This window comes from Gemmatimonadota bacterium, from assembly GCA_009835325.1.
GTDB lineage: Bacteria > JAAXHH01 > JAAXHH01 > JAAXHH01 > JAAXHH01 > JAAXHH01.
Genome location: VXWP01000012.1, coordinates 14,787 through 19,339 on the forward strand (window position 1 = coordinate 14,787; position 4,553 = coordinate 19,339).

Annotated in this window: 4 protein-coding genes; 1 reads left to right on the forward strand and 3 read right to left on the reverse strand. The window is 55.0% G+C overall.

Translation table 11 applies throughout. The features are described 5' to 3' along the window. Positions 1–141: 141 nt before the first annotated feature. Both F4Z81_01365 and F4Z81_01370 read right to left on the reverse strand, forming a co-directional pair. On the reverse strand, positions 142–411 hold the full coding sequence (locus tag F4Z81_01365; GenBank protein ID MXW03694.1) for a hypothetical protein: 270 nt from the start codon (positions 409–411) through the stop codon (positions 142–144). Between the two features lie 17 nt (positions 412–428). Further along, positions 429–1,076 carry an ABC transporter ATP-binding protein gene (locus F4Z81_01370; protein MXW03695.1) on the reverse strand — a complete coding sequence of 216 codons (648 nt, stop codon included), beginning with the start codon at positions 1,074–1,076 and terminating at the stop codon, positions 429–431. A gap of 331 nt (positions 1,077–1,407) precedes the next feature. Between F4Z81_01370 and F4Z81_01375 the strand changes: the two genes are divergently transcribed. Continuing rightward, a complete protein-coding gene (locus F4Z81_01375; GenBank protein ID MXW03696.1) occupies positions 1,408–2,451 on the forward strand; it encodes a hypothetical protein in 1,044 nt (347 codons plus the stop codon). 37 nt (positions 2,452–2,488) lie between these two features. Here the strand turns inward: F4Z81_01375 and F4Z81_01380 are convergent, their stop codons facing one another. After that, positions 2,489–4,372, reverse strand: a complete 1,884-nt coding sequence (locus F4Z81_01380) for a sigma-70 family RNA polymerase sigma factor (GenBank protein ID MXW03697.1) — start codon at positions 4,370–4,372, stop codon at positions 2,489–2,491. Between the last annotated feature and the right edge of the window lie 181 nt (positions 4,373–4,553).

Consider the following 4,553-nt stretch of genomic DNA (forward strand, 5'->3'; position numbering starts at 1 on the left):
TTCGCCTCGCGCCAGAAGAAGATGAAAGCGGTCAGCAGGATCAGGGGTTGAACCCAGAGTTGTACGTTTTCCATGATACTCCTTTCATGGTTTAAGGTTTGATCGTGGATATCGTTTAAGAACCGGTATGTGTCTACGCCATCAGGTCTTCTTTTCCGATTCAAAAAGGTTGCTTTTCCGAGCGAAGGCCTCAAACAGACCTTCTATCCGGGATATCCGCTCACTCAGGTGTGCAATCCGCTCGCCCAGGTGCGCAATCCGTTCCTCGATCTGCGAGACCCGCTCATCAAGGTGATCGATTCGGTCGCTCAGACGCTTATCGAGTTGAGAAATCCGCATGTCGAGGCTGCGCCAGACGAAGAGCAGGATCCCGATTACAACCACATTGCTTACAACGTTGGTAGCGTCCATGTTCATCTCCTTTCTAGTCATTCAGAACTTACCGAACGGTCCTCCTCAATCACGCCGTCGCGCAGTCGAATGATCCTCCTGCAGTGCCGGGCGACGTGCGCTTCGTGGGTCACCAGTACGATCGTATGTCCATCCCGGTTCAGCCGGTCGAAAATCGCCATAATCTCCTCCCCGGTCCCACTGTCCAGGTTCCCGGTTGGCTCGTCCGCCAGGATGATGGACGGTTCGCCGACCAGCGCACGGGCGATGGCCACGCGCTGGCGCTGCCCGCCCGACATCTCGTTGGGCCTGTGGCGGGCGCGGTCGTTCACGCCCACCGCTTCCATCGCTTCCATGGAGCGCCAACGCCGTTCCCTGCTGTCCATGCCGCGGTAGAGGAGCGGCAGTTCCACGTTGTGCAGCGCGTCCATTCTCGGGAGCAGATTGAAGGCCTGGAACACGAACCCGATCATCCGGTTGCGGATGAAGGCCTGTTCGTCGTCCGTGAGATCTCCGACGGACCTGCCGTCGAGGGCGTACCTGCCCGCCGTGGGCGTGTCCAGGCAGCCCAGGATGTTCATCAGGGTGGATTTGCCGGATCCCGACCGGCCCATCACGGCCACGTATTCGCCCCGGTCAATGGTGGCGGATACGCCCCGTAGCGCGGGAATGCGGACGTCTCCCATCGGGAAGGACTTATGCAATCCCTCGATGGAAATCAGGGATGGGGAATGAATGGAATGACGCACGACGCCTCCCTGTGACCGGGTGTGTGATTCGGTGCTATACAGGAATGGTCGTGTTTACGTGAGGGAATCTCGTGGGAAATGAGGAATTTTACAGGAAGCCTGCCAGGAAGCGGGTAAGTCGTCAGCGTGTTCGTCAATGCATGTTGGAACCTGTTCAGTTGACGGGACGTTTGCATCCTTATACCATAGTTATCCCTATACAATTGTTGTTTTTCCTGAAATGAACTTCCCTGACCGGGATATTGTCCCCAACTAAGGAATCAACGACATGTCCACACCCAACTCACGCACGAACACTCGGCTGTACCTTTACGTCGCCGTCGCCGTCCTCGTCGCATTGAGCGCCGGCCTCCTCTGGCACAATGACCAGCAAAGGCAGGAGGTTCAAAACCTGCAACACGGTCTGTACAACGCCCAGGTGGAAATCCGCGTGCTACAGGCGCAAACGATATTCGGCACGCCATTTATTGCCCCCTTCGACGCGCTTGACCAGCACGGCCAACCTGCAACACTGCCTGATCTCGGCGAGGGGTACCAGCTTCTCCTGTTCTTCGAGTCGCGGCATTTTCCAGGCAGCCTGGACATGATGTCTTCGTTTGGATCGATGATCGGTGACAATGTCCCGGTTATCGGCGTACTCCAGGCGCAGTCGGCCGAGGAGGTTACGCCGATCGTGGAGAAATTCAGGTTGAGCTTTCCGGTGTACCTGGCCGTCGATTCTCCTTTTGATCTGCCGAACTCACCCCACATCGTGCTGATCGATGAGGTCGGCAACGTGTTGCACCTGTCACCAATCGGGGCCGATACCCCATCGGTGGAGGGACAGATCTCGGAATTTGCGCAGATGGCGAGGCGACTGGAATCGGCCGTCCAGCCGGACATGACCGTCCGACTGGTACCGCCCGTTCAGCAGGATCAGGAAGAAGGTCCACCGGACCAGGCTGTACAATCGGCCATGGAGGCCGATCGGTTGGCTGACGAAAGCGCCGGTATTTATCGTCCCAACACGGTGGACACGCTAGGCGAGATTCTGTATTTCCCTGAACTCCCCACCGAAGACATCGATCTCAATTTCCATGGCGATGGTTTCGTTCAACTCGTCGTAGGTACCAATGGCAACGTGGTGGCGGCAGTCGTCGAAAGATCGACGGGTCGCGCCGACGTGGACTCTTTGATACTGAACGAAGCTCAAAAAATGGTCTTTACGCCGGCAGTACATGACGGAGCCCGCGTAAAGTTTCGCACGGTGATGCCATTTATGTTCAGGCAAAGGCCCCCATCCCCAGGCGAGGAGACGGTTGTAGAGGAATGACGCGTGGGTTCAATCTCGGGGATACTACGCGGTCAAATCAGTGGTGTTTGCCGTTCTTCGTCACTTCGAATTCGACGGTGCCGCTTTCCGTTATCACGGTGAAGTCGGTATTCGCGTATTCATAAGTTGTTCCTAACGACATCCAACATGCATTATTGGACCACGCGGTGAGCGGCATTTCATCTTTTACCTCTTCATACTTCACTACGCCGCATAGTGAATGAGTGACCAGGCTGGCGGATTCAGCGACGGTCTTGTCCAGTACGAGCTTGATCTCGCCGGAAACGGTCCGTAGTCTGCATTTGCCATCTTGTTTGTGGTCAGGCTGGTACAACCGGGTTGTTCCATACCGGTTGTAAATCGACACGTCGCCCTCTACGTCGCGAACATCCAATTCTATGCATCCGATATCGATATCCACGCCTCCCCTGATGGACTCCATCTTCCCTTCCACCTGATAGGGATATCGTCGTAACATGCCGTAGTCCAGACTGGTCCCTCCCCCACCGAAACCGTACGTACGTTGAAACACCCGCCCGCCAATGCGGCGTATTTCTGTAAACTCGCTGTTCAAGAGGTAGACATCCTTTGCGACCCCGTTTATCTGGCAAGGATGGCAGTTATAGGTTACCAACGAACCATTCAGTCCATCCACGTTTACCGGGCCGCCTCTGAATACTGAAATCGTCACGTTTTCGGGTACCGAGATGGACAAATGACAATACGTCGCATAGCCATAGACCCGTTCCGGATCGGTACGAACAGCACTGAATATGCGTTCAACGTTTTCTGACAGTGCCGACCTCGGCAGGTCTATGGATCGCACGTCTGACGCATGTACAGTGAGGCGAAGCGATTTTCCCAGACTGTGCTTTATTGGTTCCGGTAGGGGTAGAAACGCTTGGATTTCATGTTGCAGTTCCGGAAATACGTCAACCGGCCGGACACCGCCGACTTCATTCCACCGGTTGTGGTCATTCATCAGGTCATCTTTCCAGTATTTGTTGATCGGCGCCGTATGAGCGACGTTTTCAGATCCGGGCGGGGAACTGATACCGAGAAACAACTCCCCTTCGTGGGGGCCCGTTTCCAGGTAGTTGTCGACCTGGTCATGGGATACATGCAGGGCACTGAGGTTACTACGCGCTTCTTCTTCCGTCAGGCCCAATGCGATCTTCGAACCTTCAATTACAACCTGATCTCCTTCGGCCTGGCCAATCTCGACCTCCGTATTCACGCCGCAATAGAGGACGATGTTTTCAACGTCGCCCATATCGATTGTTTCTTCGAAGTCTTCTCTGGCGATCTTGCAGACCACATCCTGGACATCCTCGGTGACATCGATCTGGCTCATGGCAATGGTCTCCTTTTCCTGGGGCGACAAGGCGTTTTTCAATCGTATTCGAGATTGATACAGCCGACCTCTTGCCGTGGATTCCGGAATGTCCAGGAAGGCGGCGATTTCTTTCAGTGAAAAGCCCGTGTAGTAATAAAGATTGACTACCTGACGATAGTGTTCGGGCAGTCTCTCGACTTCATCCCAGAGCTCAAGGCTTTCGATGTAATCCTGGTGGTTCTGAGCCGCCAAAGGATATTCGTCGCGTATGTGTTCGGCATGCGGATCTACACGGACCAGGCGGCTGGCTCTCTTCCGACGGCTCCATTCCTTGCATCGGTTTACGACGATTCTGTGCAGCCAGCTGCCAAAGATGGACGGTTCCTTCAACTGCGACAGCTTGCAGTAGGCGGCCACAAAGGCGTCCTGTACCACGTCCTCCGCGTCTGTCCTGTCCCTGAGGAAATCCATGGCCACGGCGAATGCGGCATTCTGATATCGCCGGACCAACGGCTCGAAGGCGTCGGCGTTTCCCTGCAGGCACAGGTGGATGTTGTGCGTGTCGTCCTGTGAGAAAGTCGTCATGTAGTCGGCTCGTGGGATCGTCTAAAGCGTATCGTTACGTATTGTAGGACGACTTAGCGACCTAAAACGTCAAAAACAAAATGGTGCAGACGTGTTATGTAGCTGAATCGAAACATCTAAATCGACAACCGGGTTTCCACGGGTAAATAGCGCCTACCCCCTCCCACCGAATCATTGACAC

Coding starts and splice junctions, on each gene's coding strand:
- F4Z81_01380 (MXW03697.1), bottom strand. CDS start 4,372: ATGACGACTTTCTCACAGGACGACACGCACAACATCCACCTGTGCCTG.
- F4Z81_01370 (MXW03695.1), bottom strand. CDS start 1,076: ATGGGAGACGTCCGCATTCCCGCGCTACGGGGCGTATCCGCCACCATT.
- F4Z81_01365 (MXW03694.1), bottom strand. CDS start 411: ATGGACGCTACCAACGTTGTAAGCAATGTGGTTGTAATCGGGATCCTG.
- F4Z81_01375 (MXW03696.1), top strand. CDS start 1,408: ATGTCCACACCCAACTCACGCACGAACACTCGGCTGTACCTTTACGTC.